General features: G+C 69.2%; 16 protein-coding genes. 9 read left to right on the top strand and 7 right to left on the bottom strand.

Annotated elements, in window-relative coordinates:
* The first annotated feature begins 150 nt into the window (after positions 1-150).
* Positions 151-630 (top strand): nuclear transport factor 2 family protein, encoded by a 480-nt coding sequence (locus C8K36_RS08810; RefSeq protein WP_258195335.1) that lies wholly within the window; start codon positions 151-153, stop codon positions 628-630.
* Here C8K36_RS08810 and C8K36_RS08805 read toward each other — a convergent pair.
* Positions 615-1,583, bottom strand: a complete 969-nt coding sequence (locus tag C8K36_RS08805) for a helix-turn-helix transcriptional regulator (protein ID WP_107984083.1) — start codon at positions 1,581-1,583, stop codon at positions 615-617. The genes C8K36_RS08810 and C8K36_RS08805 overlap by 16 nt on opposite strands.
* Positions 1,584-1,691: 108 nt before the next feature.
* Between C8K36_RS08805 and C8K36_RS08800 the strand changes: the two genes are divergently transcribed.
* The 8 genes from C8K36_RS08800 to C8K36_RS08765 all read left to right on the top strand — a co-directional run bounded on the left by C8K36_RS08800 (position 1,692) and on the right by C8K36_RS08765 (position 9,042).
* Positions 1,692-2,651 carry an ATP-binding cassette domain-containing protein gene (locus C8K36_RS08800; protein WP_107984329.1) on the top strand — a complete coding sequence of 320 codons (960 nt, stop codon included), beginning with the start codon at positions 1,692-1,694 and terminating at the stop codon, positions 2,649-2,651.
* 49 nt (positions 2,652-2,700) lie between these two features.
* Complete coding sequence (locus tag C8K36_RS08795) at positions 2,701-3,444, top strand: ABC transporter permease (RefSeq protein WP_107984082.1); 744 nt, start codon at positions 2,701-2,703, stop codon at positions 3,442-3,444.
* A gap of 62 nt (positions 3,445-3,506) precedes the next feature.
* Positions 3,507-4,442 (top strand): 4-(cytidine 5'-diphospho)-2-C-methyl-D-erythritol kinase, encoded by a 936-nt coding sequence (locus C8K36_RS08790; RefSeq protein WP_107984081.1) that lies wholly within the window; start codon positions 3,507-3,509, stop codon positions 4,440-4,442.
* Positions 4,442-6,232, top strand: a complete 1,791-nt coding sequence (locus C8K36_RS08785; protein WP_107984080.1) for an ABC-F family ATP-binding cassette domain-containing protein — start codon at positions 4,442-4,444, stop codon at positions 6,230-6,232. Before C8K36_RS08790 ends, C8K36_RS08785 begins: the two co-directional genes overlap by 1 nt.
* 133 nt (positions 6,233-6,365) lie before the next feature.
* A complete protein-coding gene (locus C8K36_RS08780) occupies positions 6,366-6,860 on the top strand; it encodes a nuclear transport factor 2 family protein (RefSeq protein ID WP_107984079.1) in 495 nt (164 codons plus the stop codon).
* The gene (locus C8K36_RS08775) at positions 6,857-7,267 is read left to right on the top strand and encodes a VOC family protein (protein WP_107984078.1); all 411 of its coding nucleotides are present in this window, start codon (positions 6,857-6,859) and stop codon (positions 7,265-7,267) included. Before C8K36_RS08780 ends, C8K36_RS08775 begins: the two co-directional genes overlap by 4 nt.
* A gap of 9 nt (positions 7,268-7,276) precedes the next feature.
* Positions 7,277-7,981 carry a pyridoxine/pyridoxamine 5'-phosphate oxidase gene (locus tag C8K36_RS08770; RefSeq protein WP_107984077.1) on the top strand — a complete coding sequence of 235 codons (705 nt, stop codon included), beginning with the start codon at positions 7,277-7,279 and terminating at the stop codon, positions 7,979-7,981.
* A gap of 26 nt (positions 7,982-8,007) precedes the next feature.
* Complete coding sequence (locus tag C8K36_RS08765) at positions 8,008-9,042, top strand: enoyl-CoA hydratase/isomerase family protein (RefSeq protein ID WP_107984076.1); 1,035 nt, start codon at positions 8,008-8,010, stop codon at positions 9,040-9,042.
* A 6-nt stretch (positions 9,043-9,048) separates the two neighbouring features.
* Here the strand turns inward: C8K36_RS08765 and C8K36_RS08760 are convergent, their stop codons facing one another.
* From C8K36_RS08760 to C8K36_RS08735, 6 genes are all read right to left on the bottom strand, one after another.
* Complete coding sequence (locus C8K36_RS08760; protein ID WP_107984075.1) at positions 9,049-10,341, bottom strand: sensor histidine kinase; 1,293 nt, start codon at positions 10,339-10,341, stop codon at positions 9,049-9,051.
* Positions 10,338-11,039 carry a response regulator transcription factor gene (locus C8K36_RS08755; protein WP_107984074.1) on the bottom strand — a complete coding sequence of 234 codons (702 nt, stop codon included), beginning with the start codon at positions 11,037-11,039 and terminating at the stop codon, positions 10,338-10,340. Before C8K36_RS08755 ends, C8K36_RS08760 begins: the two co-directional genes overlap by 4 nt.
* 22 nt (positions 11,040-11,061) lie before the next feature.
* A complete protein-coding gene (locus C8K36_RS08750; protein WP_107984073.1) occupies positions 11,062-11,505 on the bottom strand; it encodes a hypothetical protein in 444 nt (147 codons plus the stop codon).
* Positions 11,506-11,684: 179 nt separating this feature from the next.
* On the bottom strand, positions 11,685-12,554 hold the full coding sequence (locus tag C8K36_RS08745; RefSeq protein ID WP_107984072.1) for an LLM class F420-dependent oxidoreductase: 870 nt from the start codon (positions 12,552-12,554) through the stop codon (positions 11,685-11,687).
* A gap of 28 nt (positions 12,555-12,582) precedes the next feature.
* Positions 12,583-13,251, bottom strand: a complete 669-nt coding sequence (gene pnuC, locus C8K36_RS08740; protein ID WP_107984071.1) for a nicotinamide riboside transporter PnuC — start codon at positions 13,249-13,251, stop codon at positions 12,583-12,585.
* Positions 13,248-14,933: a peptide chain release factor 3 gene (locus C8K36_RS08735; RefSeq protein ID WP_107984070.1), complete on the bottom strand. Its 1,686-nt coding sequence runs from the start codon at positions 14,931-14,933 to the stop codon at positions 13,248-13,250. Before C8K36_RS08735 ends, pnuC begins: the two co-directional genes overlap by 4 nt.
* Positions 14,934-15,032 lie beyond the last annotated feature (99 nt).

The following is a 15,032-nucleotide window of genomic DNA, read 5'->3' as shown; positions in this document are numbered from 1 at the left end:
TCGCTCCCGGTCTGACCGGGATCTGACGTGCACGGGGTTCCATCCGCAAGGATGGGACCCCGTTTCGGCGTTTCGCGGCCGGATTCGCGGCATCGGCCGCCGATTCGGAAGTAGGGTTCGGCAACCGCTCACGTGACCGAAGGGACGACGGTGGCTGCCGACGAACTGCGCGCACTCTCGGACCGGGCCGACATCGGCGATGTCCTGCACCGCTACTTCCGTGGTGTGGATCGCCGTGACTGGGATCTGGTACGCGACTGCTTCTTCGCCGACGCGCACAACGATTACGCGCCGTTCTATCAGGGCGGGGTGGACGAGTTCATGCAGTTCCTCGCCGACCCGGCGGGCTTCGGTCTGTTCGACCGCACCTTCCACTTCGCGGGCAACCAGCTGATCGAGCTCGACGGCGACACCGCGAAGACCGAGACCTATGCGGTGGCCCAGCACACCAGCGCCGCCGACGCGGGCAACCCGACCCGCAACTTTCTGATCGTCTGGCTGCGCTACCTCGACCGCTTCGAGCGTCGCGACGGGCGGTGGGCCATCGCAGACCGCCGGATCGAGGTCGACTGGATCCGTAACGACACGGGCGGCGGCTGGATGGACGTGCCCGGTCAGGCACCGCGGTAGCGCTCGGCGGCCAAGGCGTGATGCTCGGCGCGGCGTCGGCACTCGTCGCGCAATTCCGGCGGATCGAGCACCGTGAAGTCGACGTCGAACGCGCTGAGCCAGCGCGCGATCGACGGCAGTGAGTCGCCGCCGAGCGCGACGATGCAGCGGTTGTCGGGTGCATCCTCGAGCGCGCCCCATGCCGCGTCGACCATCGGTGCGATGACGTGGATGGGAGAGTGCAGCAGCACGCGCGCCCGAACCTGGGTAACCGCACGATCGACGCCGCGCGCGACGAACTCGGCGGCACCGCCCGGCGGCAGCTCGCGGGGGGTGAACCGTGGTCCGGTCGGGATCTTCGGGTCCATGCGGTCGACGCGGAACGAGCGCCAGTCGTCGCGCATCAGGTCCCAGGCGACGAGGTACCAGCGGAACCCGGAACGGACCAGTCGGTGCGGCTCCACCTCGCGGCGGCTCTCGCTGCCGTCGTGGGTGCGGTAGTCGAACCGGAGGCGTTCGTGGTTGTGGCACACCGACGCGATGGCGGACAGCACCGACGCGTCGACTGCGCTCGGCGCAGGCTCCCGCGGCACGACGTCCACCTGCAGTGACTCGAGGCGGTGCCGCAGCCGCGACGGCATCACCTGCCGCAGCTTGGTCAGCGCCCGCACGGACGACTCGCCGATCCCGACGACGGCACCCGACGCTCCGGACTGCAGGCCGAGCGCGACGGCGAGCACCTCGTCGTCGTCGAGCAGCAGCGGCGGCATCTCGGCGCCCGCACCGAGGCGGTAGCCGCCTCCGACGCCCACCGTCGCGTCGACGGGGTAGCCGAGGCCGCGCAGCTTGTCGACGTCGCGTCGGACGGTGCGCGGCGTGATGGTCAGCCGTTCGGCCAGCTCCACCCCCGACCAGTCCCGCCGGGTCTGGAGCAGGGACAGCAATCGCAGCAGTCGTGCCGATGTCTCCCTCATGTCTCGAAGCATCGCATCCAACTAGGACGTCAGGTGTCCGCAATTGCTTCTAGCTTTCGTGGTGACTGACGAACGAACACGAAGCGGGGAGACACGACGATGCACGCGATGATCCACACCGAGGCGTTGACCAAACGCTTCAAGCAGGGCAAGAACACGGTCGACGCGGTCGTGGACGTCGATCTGGAGGTCGCCGAGGGGGAACTGGTGGCGCTGCTCGGGCCCAACGGTGCCGGCAAGTCCACGACGCTGCGGATGCTGACGACGCTGCTGGCGCCCACGTCGGGGCGGGCGAGCGTCGCCGGGTTCGACGTCGCCGCCGACCGGAACGAGGTGCGGCGCCGGATCGGGTACGTCGGGCAGGGCAGCGGGGCGGGGCACAACCAGAGGGTGCGGGACGAACTGGTCACTCAGGGCCAGTGCTACGGCATGGCCAGGGCGGCGTCGGGCGTGCGCGCGGACGAACTGCTCGACGCGCTCGATCTGAACGAACTCGGCTCGCGCAAGGTGAGCACGCTGTCGGGCGGCCAGCGTCGACGCCTCGACATCGCGCTGGGACTGGTCCACCGGCCGCCGCTGCTGTTCCTCGACGAGCCGACCACCGGCATGGACCCGCAGAGCCGCGCCAACCTCTGGGAGCACATCCTGCGGCTGCGTGAGCGCATGGGCACCACGATCGTGCTCACGACGCACTACCTGGAGGAGGCCGACGCGATGGCCGAGCGGGTGATCGTCATCGACCGGGGCACGGTGATCGCCGACGACACCGCGTCCGCACTCAAGTCCGACCTCGCGGGCGACCTGTTGACGGTGGGCTTCGATGATGCGGACGCCGCAGCGGAGGCCGCCCGGCTGGCCGTGGAGATCGTCACTGTCCGCGACGTGACGGTCGTCGGCGCGTCGGCGCGAATCCGCACGAGCGAAGGTGACGCGACGCTGCCCGAGATGCTGCGCAGAGCCGAGATGTCGGGGCTGCGCGTCGCGACCGCCGAGATCGCCCGGCCGACCCTCGACGACGTCTTCCTCGGACTCACCGGCCGCAGCCTCCGCGAGACGGCTGCTGCGTGAGCCCGACCACGTCCGCCCCACTCGACTTCCAGACCCGAGGAGACCTCTCATGACCGGCATCGTCCGCGACAGCGGCATCGTCATGGCCCGTGAACTGCGCCCCACCCTCCGTGACCCCGTGAGCGTCGTGTTCAGCCTCGCCCAGCCGCTGATTCTGCTTGCACTCTTCGGCCCGCTGCTGAAGAGCGTGCCCGGCATGGGGGAGGGCGTGTGGAACTGGTTCATCCCCGGTGTGCTGGTGATGATCGCGATCTTCGGCACGTCGATGACGGGCTCGAATCTGCTGATGGAGATGCAGCAGGGTTCACACGAGCGGATGCTCGTGACGCCGCTGCACCGCTCGTCGCTGCTCATCGGGCGGGCCGCCAAGGAGATGGTTCCCCTTGCCGCCCAGGCGGTCCTGATCATTCTGGTGGCGCTCCCGCTGGGCCTCGACGTCGATCCGCTCGGCGCCGTCGTCGGCATCGTCTTGCTCGGCGTGTTCGGTGTGGGTCTGGGAGCGCTGTCGTATGCGCTGGCGCTGGCGGTGCGCAATCAGGACTGGATGTTCTGGGTGGTGCAGCAGACGCTGATGTTCCCGATGCTGATCCTGTCGGGCACGATGCTGCCGCTCGACGACGCCCCGGGCTGGATGCGGGCGCTCGTTGCGATCAACCCGCTCGGCTATGTGGTGGACGCGGAGCGCGCGCTGTTCGCGGGTGATCTGGCGTCGGGAACGGTGCTCTCGGGAGTGGTCGCGGCCGTTACGGTGGCGGTCGTGGGACTCGGTGTCGGCGTCCGGTCCGTGCGATAGGGGGAAGTGCCGCCTGAGGTGCGTTTTCGTCACCTCGGGCGCACCGCCTATTGTTGGAAATTGTGCTTTCCGTCGTTCCACGCCCCGTCACGGTTCGGGCCCCGTCCAAGGTCAACCTGCACCTGTCGGTCGGTGACCTCCGGGAGGACGGCTACCACGAACTGAGCACCGTGTTCCAGGCGCTCTCGCTGGCAGACGACGTGTCCGTGATCCCGTCGGACACCCTGTCGGTTCGGGTCCGCGGTGAGGGCGCCGAGTCGGTGCCGACCGATCACACCAACCTGGTCTGGAAGGCCGCCGAGATGCTGGCCGCCGAGGCCGGCGTGGCCCCGGACGTGGAGATTTCGATCGTCAAGGGCATCCCCGTCGCCGGTGGCATGGCCGGCGGCAGCGCCGACGCGGCCGCCGCACTGGTGGCCCTCAACGAACTGTGGCACCTCGATCTCGGCCGGGACGCTCTCGTCGAGTTCGCCGCCCGACTGGGCAGCGACGTGCCGTTCTCACTGCACGGCGGCACTGCTGTCGGCACCGGGCGCGGCGAGAAACTGCTGCCCGTGCTGTCCCGCAATTCGTTCCACTGGGTGCTCGCCCTCTCCAAGGGCGGGCTGTCGACGCCGACGGTGTTCCGCGAACTCGACCGGCTGCGCTCGGAGGGGGATCCGCCGCGCGTCGGTGACGTCGACGACCTCATGCACGCCCTCGCGACGGGCGATGCCGAGGCGCTCGCGCCACTGCTCGGCAACGATCTGCAGGCGGCGGCCCTGTCCCTGGCGCCCGACCTGCGCCGCACTCTGCGAGCGGGAGTCACCGCCGGCGCGCTCGCCGGCATCGTCTCCGGTTCGGGCCCGACGTGCGCGTTCCTGTGCACGGACGCGGATGCGGCCGTCGCCGTGGGGGCAGAACTCTCAGGTGCGGGAGTCTGCCGCACCGTCCGTGTCGCGAGCGGGCCCGTGCCCGGCGCGCGCGTGATCGACCCCGAGCCGGAAGGCAGCCTCTGATGGCGAATTTGATCAATCTCGAGCAGGTTTCGAAGTCGTTCGGCGTCAAGCCGTTGCTCGAATCCGTTTCACTCGGTGTGCAAGAGGGCGAACGCATCGGCGTCGTCGGCCTCAACGGTGGGGGCAAGACGACGATGCTCGAGGTGCTCGCCGGCGTCGAGGAGCCCGACTCCGGTCGGGTCAGCCGCGTCGGTGGCATGCGAATGGCGGTCGTCACCCAGCGAGGTGTTCTCCCCGAGGGATCGACCGTCGGCGACGTCGTTCTGGGTCCGCTCGGAGTCGCGGACCACGAGTGGGCGGGCGACGCGCGCATCCGCGGCATCCTCGCGGGCATCGGCATCGACAACCTCGGCCTGGACGCCAAGGTCGACGGGCTTTCCGGCGGCGAGCGGCGTCGCGTCGCGCTCGCTGCGGCGCTCGTCCAGGACCTCGATCTGCTGGTGCTCGACGAGCCCACCAACCACCTCGACGTCGAGGGTGTGCAATGGCTGGCCGAGCATCTGGTGTCGAGGCGCTCGGCTCTGGTCGTCGTCACCCACGACCGCTGGTTCCTCGACACCGTCGCGACCCGCACGTGGGAAGTGGTGGGCGGCAAGGTCGAGAGCTACGAGGGCGGCTACAACGACTGGATCTTCGCGCGCGCCGAGCGTTCCCGTCAGGCCGACGCGGCCGAGGAGCGGCGGCAGAACCTGGCCCGTAAGGAACTCGCCTGGTTGCGCCGCGGTCCGCAGGCTCGCACGTCCAAGCCGAAGTACCGTGTCGAGGCGGCCGAGGCGCTCATCGCCGACGTCCCCGCCCCACGTGACAGCATCGCGCTGGCGTCCTTCGCGAAGCGCCGCCTGGGCCGGGTCGTCATCGAACTCGAGGACGCCAAGCTCACCACCCCCGACGGCCGCGAACTTGTCCACGACCTGACGTGGCGCCTGGCTCCGGGCGAGCGCGTCGGTCTGGTCGGCGTCAACGGTTCCGGCAAGACGACGCTGCTGCGCACCCTCGCAGGCGAGCTGGAACCGGCGTCGGGCAAGCGGATCCAGGGCCAGACCGTGAAGATCGGCTGGCTGCGCCAGGAACTCGACGACCTTCCCACCGACATGCGCGTGCTCGACGCCGTGAAGGACGTCGCGGAGCGGATCACGCTCGGCGACAAGGAGGTCTCGGCAGGCCAGCTCGCCGAACGGCTCGGCTTCGCGCCGGCGCGCCAGCGCACGCCCGTCGGCGACCTGTCCGGTGGCGAGCGTCGCCGCCTGCAGCTCACTCGTGTGCTGATGGCCGAACCCAACGTGCTGCTGCTCGACGAGCCCACCAACGATCTCGACATCGACACCCTGCAGCAGCTCGAGGATCTGCTCGACGGCTGGGCGGGCACCATGGTCGTCATCTCCCACGACCGCTATCTCATCGAGCGCATCTGCGACACCACGTGGGCGCTGTTCGGGGACGGCAAGCTGACCAACCTGCCCGGCGGCATCGAGGAGTACCTGCGCCGGCGCGCGGTGCTGGCCCAGAATCCGGAGAACGTGGCGCAGTCGGTCGCGTCGACCGCGGGATCGTCCGCGCCGAATGTGGCCCGCGACGGCGCCGCCGATCGTGCGGCCCGCAAGGAGCTGTCACGACTCGAGCGTGCGGTCGCCAAGCTCGACCAGCGTGAGGCCAAGCTGCACGCCCAGCTCGCCGAGGCGGCAACCGATCCGGAGAAGCTGGTTGCTCTCGGCGCCGAGCTCAAGCAGGTGGTGGCCGAGAAGGAGGCCGCGGAGGAGCAGTGGATGGAACTCGCGGCCGAACTCGGCTGAGATCGGGCGTCGTGTCCGCGGGTCGCCCGGTTCGTCTTCGCGTGCAACGATAATGCCGCTACCGGCCCCAGAGCGTCGCGGCGGCGGATAGCCTGCACTTGTACCGTACGGGCTTCGGTGGAGGGCGGGCGTCGTGGATCTGGAGGCGATAGCCGAGATCAGTCGGCTCAAGTACCGGTACGCGCGCGCCCTCGACACGAAGTCGTGGCCGGAGTTCGCCGACACCCTGCTGCCGGAGGCGACAGCCACCTACGCGGAGCATCTGCGTTTCGACTCGAGGGACGCCTTCGTGTCCTTCTTGCAGGACACGCTCGGGCCGCACGTGATCACCGAGCACCACTGTGGCCACCCCGAGATCGATGTGCACGGCGACACCGCGACGGGCATCTGGTACCTGTCCGACACGGTCGTGGTGCCGGGCGATCAGATGATGATGCGCGGAGCAGCGTTCTACCAGGACCGCTACGCGAAGGACGCCGCCGGACGGTGGAAGATCGCGCACACCACCTACGAGCGCACCTACGAGTCGGTGTATTCGCTCGCCGACATGCCCAGCTTCCGCCTCACCTCCAACAGGTGGGCGCTGATCGGGTCGCCCCAGTACGGCGTGCCCGGGGTCGCCCCGTGACCGAGTTTCCCGACTCGGGCGCCCTGCCGTACCTGACGGTCCGCGGGGCGCGCGAGGCGCTCGAGTGGTATCGCAAGGCCTTCGGAGCGGAACTGGTCGGCGAACCGATCGTGATGGACGACGGACGGATCGGGCACGCCGAACTGCGCCTGCGAACCGGGATGATCTATCTGGCCGAGGAGTTCCCGGAGATGGGCCTCACGGCACCCGAATCGGGCGCGACGTCGGTGAGCCTGATGCTTCCGGTCGACGATACGGATGCGGTGCTCGAGCGCGCCCACGACGCCGGTGGAACCGTCGAACGCTGGATCTCGGAGAACTACGGCAGGCGCAATGCGACGCTCATCGACCCGTTCGGGCATCGCTGGATGCTGTCGGGTCCGGCGAAGGGCAGCGCCGCTCGATAGGGTCGGTCGATGACCGTTCCACCCCGCGCCGAGTTCACCGACGCTCGCAGCTGGATCCGGTCGATCCCCGGCGCGCAGGCGTCGCCGCCGAGCAGTGGCCTACCGATGCCGGGCGATTCCCTCCTGCCGGACGACCCGGTCGGGCTGTTCCTGAGGTGGCTCGACGAGGCACTCGCGGCGGACGTCGTCGAACCCCACGTCGCCACGCTGTCGACGGTCGACGAGGCCGGCGCGCCCGACGCGCGCACCCTGCTGCTCAAGGATGTCACCGACAACGGGTGGTGGTTCTCGTCCGATCTCCGATCGCCCAAGGCGCACCAACTCGACGCCTGTCCGGACGCGGCCCTGACGTTCTACTGGCGCGAGCAGGGTCGGCAGGTCCGGGTCCGCGGCGCGGTCGAACGAGGCGACGCCGGTGTGAGCGCCCGGGACTTCCGGGATCGGTCGGTCACCGCGCGTGCGGTCGCCGCGGCCAGTCGGCAGAGCGAGATCCTCACCGACGGCGCGGAGTACGACTCCGCCGTCCGGGCCGCGATGTCCGAGTTGGAGGGCGACCGAGCGTTCGTTTCGGCAACCTGGCAGGCTTGGTGTCTGGTTCCGGCGACAGTCGAGTTCTGGCACGCAGATCCGGGCCGACGGCACCTGCGTGTCCGCTACCGGCGCATCCTTCCCGCGGAGGGTGCCGGGTGGCACACGGACGCGTTGTGGCCGTGAACAGTTCGACAGGAAAAGGAGTCGCGATGGCCTCGTTCATCCAGACCCATGTGCACGGAAACGTCGCAGAGATCGTGCTCGATCGACCGAGGGCACTCAATGCCTTGGACAACAGCATGATTCGCGACATGTACGCCGCGTTGGAGCAGTGGCGCGACGACGACGCGATCACCGCGGTGCTGGTGACCAGCTCGTCGGATCGGGCCTTCTGCGCTGGTGGTGACATCAAGTCGGTCCGCCAGTCAGCCCTCGACCGCGACCACAACGCGGTCCACGCGTTCTTCGCGAACGAGTACAAGCTCAACGCGCTCATAGCGAGCTACCCCAAGCCGTACATCGCGCTGATCGACGGCCACGCGATGGGCGGCGGCCTCGGTATCTCGGTACACGGGTCGGTGCGCGTCGTGACCGAGAAGGCCGCGCTCGCGATGCCCGAGACCGCGATCGGGTTCTTCCCCGACATCGGTGCCAGCTACTTCCTGCCGCGCCTGACCGGTGCAACGGGGATGTACCTGGGCCTGACCGGGGCCTCCGCCTCCGCCGCCGACGCCGTTGTCGCCGGCCTGGCCACACATTTCGTGCCCAGCGACAAGCTCGAGGCGCTCGCCGGTGAAATCCGGTCCATGAACGGCACCGATGTCGACGGCGTGCTCGCTCGCTACACGATCGACGCACCGGCATCGGAGTTGGCGGATCAGCTCGGCGAGGTCGACCGTGTCTTCGGGTCGGGCAGCGTCACCGACATGGTCGCGAAGCTGACCGGGGACGACGAGTGGTCGAAGAAGACCCGCGAGGCGCTCACCACGCTGGCCCCCAGCAGCCTCTGGATCACGGCGGAGTTGGTGCGCCGGGGCGCGGACCTGACGCTCGAACAGTGTCTGGACCTCGAACTGGTTCTCGGCGCCGAGGTGACCCGCAACGCGGACTTCATCGAGGGTGTGCGGGCGGTGCTGGTCGACAAGGACCGCAACCCGTCCTGGAACCCGCCGTCGCTCGACGACATCGACGCCGAGGCGATCGAGGCACTCTTCACCGAGATCACCGCCGAACTGGCGGAGTAGCCGGTCTCAGCCGGCTCCGGGCAACCGGAGTCGGAGTCGGGCACCGCCGAGCGGACTGTCGGTCAGTTCGGCGGTGCCTCCGTGCAGGGATGCCTGCTGCGCGATGAGCGCGAGCCCCAGACCCGAGCCGTCGGGGTGTGCCGACGAGCCCCGTGTGAACCGATCGAACACGGTCGTCCGCTCGTGCTCGGGAACGCCGATGCCGTTGTCGTCGACTGTGATCGTGGCCCCGTGGGAGCCCCCGGTGACGGCGATCTCGATGTAGTCGGCGCGGCCGTGTCGAACGGCATTGGTGACCGCATTCTCGAAGACCAGTCGCAGTCCGGACGGAAGCCCACGCATCGGCAGCGACACCGCTGCCGTCAGCCTGATGGACACGTCGGGCCGGCGTCGGGACCACTCCTGGACGAAGCGATCGGCGAGTTCCACGAGATCGATGTCCTCGTGATCGGCGACGTCGGACAGTTCACCCACCGCGAGGCTCTCGAGGTCGGTGAGCGTCGACTCGATCTGCCGTTCGGTTGCACGCAGTTCGCGCAGGATCTCGGTGCGTTGAGGTTCGGTGAGGGGCATCGTCGCGAGCACCTCGAGGTCGGTACGCATCGACGTGAGCGGTGTGCGCAGTTCGTGGGCCGAGACGGCGGCGAAATCGCGTGCCGCGCCGAGTGCCTCGCGGGTTCGGCTCTGGGCCTTGCCTATCCGATCGAGCATGTGCCGGATCGCGTCGCCGAGTTCCTCCGCCTCGAGTGCACCGCGGACGTCGGGAAGCGCCACGGGCAGTTCGTCACCGACCGTGTGCGTGGCGGCCGCGAGCCGCTGGAGCGGGCGTACGGCTCGGGCGGCGAGGAGCCAGCCGAGGCCGGCGGCGGCGGCGATCGCGACGAGCGCAACACCGGCGACCTGCCACTGCTGTTCCCGGATCGCGCGGGCGAGGGCGTCCTCGGGCACCGAGATCCCCACGAACGTGTCGGCCACGCCCGTGATCGGTACGTCGCGGGCGCGCACCGCGATGCCGTCGGGGGTCTCGGTGCGCACCGCTTCCGTTGCGACCGTGCTGTCGGTGAGAATCTGGGCGGGAACTGACGGCAGGTCCATCGGCGACAGGCTGTACTGGGTGGTGATCTGGGTGGGCATGCTCAACGACACGGAGTCGAGCGTGCGGTCGAGCTGCTCGGAACCGTTGATGCGCAAAAACAGTGCGAAGGCCACGCCGATCGCGGCGATGACGATGGTCGCCGCCAGCGCGGACACGACGGCGACGCGGGCGCGCAGGGACAGCGAGCGTCGGCGTGCAGTCACGGCCTCTCCCGCAGCACGAATCCGACTCCCCGCACGGTGTGCAGTACTCGTGGCATTCCGCCGGCCTCCAGTTTTCTGCGCAGGTACGTCACGAAGACGTCGACGACGTTGGTGTCTGCGTCGAAGTCGTAGCCCCACACCAGTTCCAGGAGCCGCACCCGGCTGAGCACGATGCCCGTGTTCTCGGCGAGGACGCTCAGCAGATCGAACTCCCGTTTGGTGAGGTCGACTCGGTCACCGCCCACGTGGACGCGGTGTCCCGGCAGGTCAACCTCGAGCGCGCCGACCGTCACGGTGCCCGACGGGGCAGGGCTGCGCGGGGCCCTGCGCAGCAGCGCCCGCAGCCGTGCGACCAGTTCGCCGAGTTCGAACGGCTTGGTGAGGTAGTCGTCGGCGCCCGCCTCGAGTCCCGCGATCCTGTCACCGACCGTGCTGCGCGCGCTCAGCACGCAGATCGGCACGTCGTTGCCCATCGCCCGCAGTGCGGTGACCACACTCACCCCGTCGAGGACGGGCATGTTCACGTCGAGCACGATCGCATCCGGCCGCGCTGCCGCGACTGCACGCAGCGCGGAGGCCCCGTCGTCGGCGGTCTCGAGTTCGAAACCGGACAGCCGGAGCCCCCGCGTGAGGGAGGCCAGGACCTTGGGGTCGTCGTCGACGAGCAGGATGCGGGCGCTATCGGTCACCGCATCCATAGTGCCCGTGTGCCCAGGGTGCTCAGCAGGCCTGCACCGTGATCGTGGCCGCAGCGACGGAATCGGAGACCGCGGCCTCGCCGTCCGCGGGCACGGCGTCGGTGACGGTGGCCGCAGTGGTGGCGGCGGCCACCGAGAACGAGACGGTCGACAACTCGCCGGTCGCCGCGGTGGCGTCCAGTTCCTCGGCGATGACGTTGCCGTCGCGGAGCGCAGTCTGCAGCTCCTCGTCCGTCAGCGGCGTCATCGCCAGACCGCAGGCGTCTCCGTCGGGAGTGCCCGAGGCGGCGGGAACGACAGTCGTGGCCGGGACTGCGACCGCGTCCGGTGCAGCGACGGCCACCGGGGAACCACCCGGGATGGCGTTCTGTGCCCACGCGACGCCGGGCACTGCAATGGCTCCGGCCGCTGCGATGCTCGCGGCGGCGACGGCAACGCGACGGCGGGTGACGAAGAACTTGTTCATGTGCGGACTCCTGGCTCGGTGTCGGCGCCCCGGTGGCGCCGACACTTGCCAAGCTATGGGCGCAGAACTTGATCCCCGTTAGCGAATTCTTAGGGGTTGGTGAGGGACGTCGAGGGCGCCCCACCCACCCCTCGTCGAAGCGCTGCCGCTGCTGCACGCCGCGTCGTAGGGTGCGGCGCCTACTCGCCGATCTTCAACTCCGCCGCCAGCTCCCGCAGCGCGGACAGGGGGTCGTCGGCCATCGGCAGCACCTGGATCGCGACGTGGTCGGCCCCGGCATCGAGGTGTGCGGTCAGTCGCGGGGCGATGGTGGCCGCGTCCCCGTGTGCGACGAGTGCATCGATGACGCGATCACTGCCACCGTTGTCGAGTTCTGCCGTCGGGAAGCCGAGCCGCTCGAGGTTGCGGCGGTAGTTGCGCAGGTGCAGATACGGGTTCTCCACCGCCTCGCGGCCGATCGTGCGAGCAGCGTCCGCGTCGGTGCTCAGCACCACCTTCTGTTCGGGAGCGAGCAGCGCGTCCGGGCCGAGGATCTCCCGCGCCTGCCGGGTGTGTTCCGCCGGCGTCAGGTACGGGTGGGCGCCCGCGGACCGGTCGGCGGCGAGCCTCAGGACCTTGGGGCCGAGCGCGGCGAGGACCCGCCGGTTCTTCGGGACTCCCGCGCCGTCGAGGACGTCGAGGTAGCGGACGAGAGCGTCGTACGGCTTCTCGGCGCCCATGCCGGGCACCTCGGGGTGGCCGACGCCGATGCCGAGGACGAAGCGTCCCGGATGCCGCGACTCGATCCGGTGGTACGACTTCGCGATCTCGTCGGCCGGTGCGGAGAAGATGTTGACGATGCCGGTCGCGACGGTGATCTTCTCGGTGCCGGCGATCAGGTCTTCGACCACCTGCAGGTCGGCGGGCGGCGATCCGCCCGCCCAGATCGCGCCGTAGCCGAGCCGTTCGATCTCGGCGCCCACCTCGGGTTGCAGCCCGAAGGCGTGGCGCCAGACGCCGAACCTGCCGTACGAGGGAGTGCTGTCCGTGTCGTGCGTCACTTCTGCCATACCGGGTCCAACCGGACCGGTCGGTGGATCATTCCGAGGCGAGCGCCGACGCCTGGGTTGCGGACTGCTTCTGGATCCGCAGCCACACCGCGAAGCCCCACAGCACGAAGCCCGCGTAGACCAGGTACAGCAGCGCGGACGGGTAGTAGCCGCCGCTGAAGAGCAGCGGCACGCCGACGGCGTCCACGCCGATCCAGATCAGCCAGAACTCGGTCCAACCGCGGGCCATGCCGTAGGTGGCGAGGATCGAGCCGGTGAAGATCCACGCGTCGGGCCAGGGGCCCCACGAGCCGAGCATCTCGAAGACCTTCGCGAACACGACGGTGCCGATAGCCATCGTCGCGATCATTCCGATCCGCGCTCGTTTCGACGCCCAATGTGGGAGCACGGCCTTGCCGGAGTCGTGCCGCGACTGCAGCCAGCGCGTCCAGCCGTAGACACTGACTGCGATGAACAGGAGTTGCCGTCCGGCCTGTCCGTACAGGTTGAGGTCCTGCGGGGTGTGGAACAGCGCGCCCATGAACACCGTGAACAGCAGGGCGTTGCCGATGATGCCCACCGGCCACGCCCACACGACCCGCTTCATCCCGCCGATCGCCGACGCGATGCCGAACGCGTTGCCGATGATTTCGCGCCACAGGATCGTGGCGCCGCCGATGTGAAGTTCGGCGTCGAACAGGGTCTGCAGCAGGCTCACTGATCGCCTGCGGCGACCAGCGGTTCGAGCGTCAGCTCCGGCATCTCCTTCTGGATGTACTGCAGGCGCCACTTGTCGCTGAACAGGGCCAGCAGGACGCCGTCGGTGCGGGTGAAGACCTCGACGCCGCGCTGACGGCCCAGCTCGACAGCCGACTCGGCGTCGGTGCGGCGGCACAGTGCGTAGCCCAGCGGCTCCATGCGGGCCTCGACGTTGAACTCGGCCTTCATGCGGGCCGCGACCACCTCGAACTGCATGGGACCGACGGCCGCCATGACCGGGGAGGCGTCGCCGCGGATGTCGTTGCGCAGGATCTGCACGACGCCCTCGGACTCGAGCTGGTCGACGGCTCGGCGGAACTGCTTGTACTTGCTGGCGCTCTCGGCGCGCAGCACCGAGAAGTGCTCCGGGGCGAACGACGGGATCGGCGGGAACTCCACCTTCTTGTCGCTGAAGAGGGTGTGGCCCGGCGCGAGCGCGTTGGCGTTGACCAGGCCGACGATGTCGCCCGGGTACGCGTTCTCGACGGTGGTGCGGTCGCGGCCGAACACCGTCAGCGCGTACTTGGTCGCGAACGGCTTGCCGGTCTGCGCATGCGTGACGACCATGCCGCGCTCGAACACGCCCGACACGACGCGCATGAACGCCAGACGGTCGCGGTGCGCGGTGTCCATGCCGGCCTGCACCTTGAACACGACCGCGCTGAACGGGTCGGTGACCTCGCGCGGCTTGTCGTTGACGTCCGGTCGGCTCCCGGGCGCAGGCGCGAGCGCGACGAGAGTGTCGAGGATCTGGCGGACACCGAAGTTGAGCATCGCGGACGCGAAGATCACCGGCGACGTCTGACCGGCCAGGAACATCTCCTGGTCGTGGTCCTGACCACTCGCCGAGAGCAGTTCGCTCTCCTCGGCCGCGGTAACCCACTCGTCGCCGTCACGTTCGAGGGCGGCCTCGGCGTCCAGGATCTCCTCGGGTGCGATCTTGGCGCCGCCGGCGGTGCGGGTGAAGCGGATGTATTCGACGGGCTCCCCGGCGGCGTCTCCCAGGCCGCGGCGCAGCAGTCCGCGGAAATCGCCCGCGATGCCGACCGGCCAATACAGCGGTGTGGGGATCAGACCGATGCGATCGTTGATCTCGTCGAGCAGTTCCAGCGGCGTGCGGCCCGGACGGTCCCACTTGTTGATCACGGTGATGACCGGGATGCCGCGGTGGCGGCACACCTGGAACAGCTTGAGGGTCTGCGGCTCGAGGCCCTTGGCGGCGTCGATGAGCATGACGGCGGCGTCGACGGCGGTGAGGACGCGGTAGGTGTCCTCCGAGAAGTCGGAGTGACCGGGGGTGTCGACGAGGTTGACGACGTTGATCTGGTCGTCGGGAGTCTCGTCGGAGTGGTAGTTGAACTGGAGCGCCGTCGACGACACCGAGATGCCGCGGGCCTTTTCCATCTCCATCCAGTCGGAGACCGTCGACTTGCGGCCGGCCTTGCCGTGGACGGCGCCGGCCTCCGAGATCATCTTCGCGTGCAGCGCGAGGGCCTCGGTGAGCGTCGACTTACCGGCGTCGGGGTGTGAGATGACGGCGAACGTCCGCCGTCGACCCACCTCTGATGCGAGGTTCTTGGGTGCGGTGATCGACGCCTTCTCGGCGGTGGTGATATCGGCCGAGTCGGGCGCGCTGGTCAACGGTGAACCTCTCAGATCGGAATCGGGGCCGCTACCAGGGTACTCGGGGTGTTCGCCCGAGTAACAGGTCGGCACCGCTTGCGGTTATACGTGTCGGGA

It is taken from the genome of Rhodococcus sp. OK519 (assembly GCF_003051005.1).
Classification (GTDB): domain Bacteria; phylum Actinomycetota; class Actinomycetes; order Mycobacteriales; family Mycobacteriaceae; genus Prescottella.
The sequence above is the reverse complement of the archived record's forward strand: the minus strand, read 5'-3'. Positions and strand labels throughout refer to the sequence as shown.